Source organism: Burkholderia sp. HI2714 (genome assembly GCF_002223085.1).
Classification (GTDB): Bacteria; Pseudomonadota; Gammaproteobacteria; order Burkholderiales; family Burkholderiaceae; genus Burkholderia; species Burkholderia lata_D.
On sequence record NZ_NKFM01000112.1, the window covers coordinates 1 to 2,916 of the forward strand.

1 rRNA gene is annotated in these 2,916 nt (G+C 52.7%); it reads right to left on the bottom strand.

From position 1 onward, the window contains the following. Positions 1 to 12: 12 nt before the first annotated feature. A 23S ribosomal RNA gene (locus CFB82_RS41135) occupies positions 13 to 2,894 on the bottom strand. Between the last annotated feature and the right edge of the window lie 22 nt (positions 2,895 to 2,916).

A 2,916-nucleotide genomic window follows, 5' to 3' on the forward strand; every position in this document is an offset into this window, starting at 1 on the left:
CAGACTTGTTATAGGATCAAGCCTTACGGGCAATTAGTATCAGTTAGCTGAACGCATTACTGCGCTTACACACCTGACCTATCAACGTCCTGGTCTCGAACGACCCTTCAAGGGGATCTAGTCCCCAGGGATATCTCATCTTAAGGCGAGTTTCCCGCTTAGATGCTTTCAGCGGTTATCTCTTCCGAACATAGCTACCCGGCGATGCCACTGGCGTGACAACCGGTACACCAGAGGTTCGTCCACTCCGGTCCTCTCGTACTAGGAGCAGCCCCCTTCAAATATCCAACGCCCACGGCAGATAGGGACCAAACTGTCTCACGACGTTTTAAACCCAGCTCACGTACCTCTTTAAATGGCGAACAGCCATACCCTTGGGACCGGCTACAGCCCCAGGATGAGATGAGCCGACATCGAGGTGCCAAACACCGCCGTCGATATGAACTCTTGGGCGGTATCAGCCTGTTATCCCCAGAGTACCTTTTATCCGTTGAGCGATGGCCCTTCCATACAGAACCACCGGATCACTATGACCTGCTTTCGCACCTGCTCGACTTGTCGGTCTCGCAGTTAAGCACGCTTATGCCATTGCACTATCAGCACGATTTCCGACCGTACCTAGCGTACCTTCGTACTCCTCCGTTACGCTTTGGGAGGAGACCGCCCCAGTCAAACTGCCTACCATGCACTGTCCCCGACCCGGATCACGGGCCAAGGTTAGAACCTCAAACAAACCAGGGTGGTATTTCAAGGACGGCTCCACCGAAACTAGCGTTCCGGTTTCATAGCCTCCCACCTATCCTACACAGATCGGTTCAAAGTCCAATGCAAAGCTACAGTAAAGGTTCATGGGGTCTTTCCGTCTAGCCGCGGGTAGATTGCATCATCACAAACACTTCAACTTCGCTGAGTCTCGGGAGGAGACAGTGTGGCCATCGTTACGCCATTCGTGCAGGTCGGAACTTACCCGACAAGGAATTTCGCTACCTTAGGACCGTTATAGTTACGGCCGCCGTTTACCGGGACTTCAATCAAGAGCTTGCACCCCATCATTTAATCTTCCGGCACCGGGCAGGCGTCACACCCTATACGTCCACTTTCGTGTTTGCAGAGTGCTGTGTTTTTATTAAACAGTCGCAGCCACCAGTTTATTGCAACCCCTTCACCCTCCTGGCGCAGGCCAGTCAAGCTACAAGGGCGTACCTTATCCCGAAGTTACGGTACCAATTTGCCGAGTTCCTTCTCCCGAGTTCTCTCAAGCGCCTTAGAATACTCATCTCGCCCACCTGTGTCGGTTTGCGGTACGGTCATCGTTAGACTGAAGCTTAGAGGCTTTTCTTGGAACCACTTCCAATTGCTTCGCTCCCTAAGGAGCTCGCGCCACACCCTTGAATTACGCACCCGGATTTGCCTAAGTGCCTTCTCCAATGCAGCGACCGGGACTTCCAACACCCGGACAACCTTCCGCGATCCGTCCCCCCATCGCATCTAACAATGGTGCAGGAATATTGACCTGCTTCCCATCAGCTACGCATTTCTGCCTCGCCTTAGGGGCCGACTCACCCTACGCCGATGAACGTTGCGTAGGAAACCTTGGGCTTACGGCGAGGGGGCCTTTCACCCCCTTTATCGCTACTCATGTCAGCATTCGCACTTCCGATACCTCCAGCACGCTTTTCAACGCACCTTCGCAGGCTTACGGAACGCTCTCCTACCATGCGTGCTAAGCACGCATCCGCAGCTTCGGTATATAGCTTAGCCCCGTTACATCTTCCGCGCAGGACGACTCGATCAGTGAGCTATTACGCTTTCTTTAAAGGGTGGCTGCTTCTAAGCCAACCTCCTGACTGTTTTAGCCTTCCCACTTCGTTTCCCACTTAGCTATATTTGGGGACCTTAGCTGGCGGTCTGGGTTGTTTCCCTCTTGACACCGGACGTTAGCACCCGATGTCTGTCTCCCGTGATTGCACTCTTCGGTATTCGGAGTTTGCTATGGCGGGGTAATCTGCAATAGACCCCCCAACCATGACAGTGCTCTACCCCCGAAGGTGAGACACGAGGCACTACCTAAATAGTTTTCGGAGAGAACCAGCTATTTCCAAGTTTGTTTAGCCTTTCACCCCTATCCACAGCTCATCCCCTAACTTTTCAACGTTAGTGGGTTCGGACCTCCAGTACGTGTTACCGCACCTTCATCCTGGCCATGGATAGATCACTTGGTTTCGGGTCTACGCCCAGCAACTGAACGCCCTATTCGGACTCGCTTTCGCTACGCCTGCCCTATACGGTTAAGCTTGCTACTGAACGTAAGTCGCTGACCCATTATACAAAAGGTACGCCGTCACCCCTTACGAGGCTCCGACTGTTTGTATGCATGCGGTTTCAGGATCTATTTCACTCCCCTCCCGGGGTTCTTTTCGCCTTTCCCTCACGGTACTGGTTCACTATCGGTCGATCACGAGTATTTAGCCTTGGAGGATGGTCCCCCCATCTTCAGACAGGATTTCACGTGTCCCGCCCTACTTGTCGCACACCTAGTTCTTTCATACTGTTTTCGCCTACAGGGCTATCACCTGCTATGGCCGCACTTTCCAGAGCGTTCGGCTAACAATACAAATAAAGAGTGCAAGGCTCATCCCATTTCGCTCGCCACTACTTTGGGAATCTCGGTTGATTTCTTTTCCTGCGGTTACTTAGATGTTTCAGTTCACCGCGTTCGCTTCACATGGCCTATGTATTCAGCCATGGATACTCCAAAAGGAGTGGGTTTCCCCATTCGGACATCTACGGATCAAAGCTCGTTTGCCAGCTCCCCGTAGCTTTTCGCAGGCTACCGCGTCCTTCATCGCCTGTGATCGCCAAGGCATCCACCACATGCACTTGTTCGCTTGACCCTATAACGAGTCTGTCTCGTTA